Genomic DNA, 423 nt, shown 5'->3' with positions numbered 1-423 from the left:
GATGCCCCCATAGCAATTTGTAGCAACTTACGAATGTTATCTTGATTTCGTGCGCCATGGTTGTAGCTCACCAAAGGCTGCATACCATTGGCAATGCCTTCCGCCACGAGATAATAGACCGTCACGATATAGCCTAAAATGGCGTAAGCGCCGATCAAAAGCGGGCTGCCGTATTGTGCGAATAACGCGTTGTGCAGAGCTACCATCGTAGATCCATAAGCGTACATAAAAAAGCTGGATGTCCCGATAAGCACAATTTTAGGAATAGCATCCAATTGCACTTTCAACTCTCTAAATGTTAGACGTAACTTCGCTTTAGAAGAGAAGAAGTAGCCCACACCTAGCACGGTGACAACCATCTGTGCCAATGCGGTCGCAATAGCCGCCCCTGTTAGCTCCCAATTCATCCAAGCAATGAAAACA

At 46.6% G+C, this 423-nt stretch carries 1 pseudogene; it reads right to left on the bottom strand.

What is annotated here, in order from left to right:
- A pseudogene (gene vmrA, locus C9J37_RS27900) lies at positions 1-423 on the bottom strand (sodium-coupled multidrug efflux MATE transporter VmrA); the annotation flags it as partial.

The sequence above is a fragment of the Lysinibacillus mangiferihumi genome (assembly GCF_003049665.1).
Taxonomy (GTDB): Bacteria; Bacillota; Bacilli; order Bacillales_A; family Planococcaceae; genus Lysinibacillus; species Lysinibacillus mangiferihumi.
This window is presented reverse-complemented; position numbering and strand designations above follow the sequence as displayed.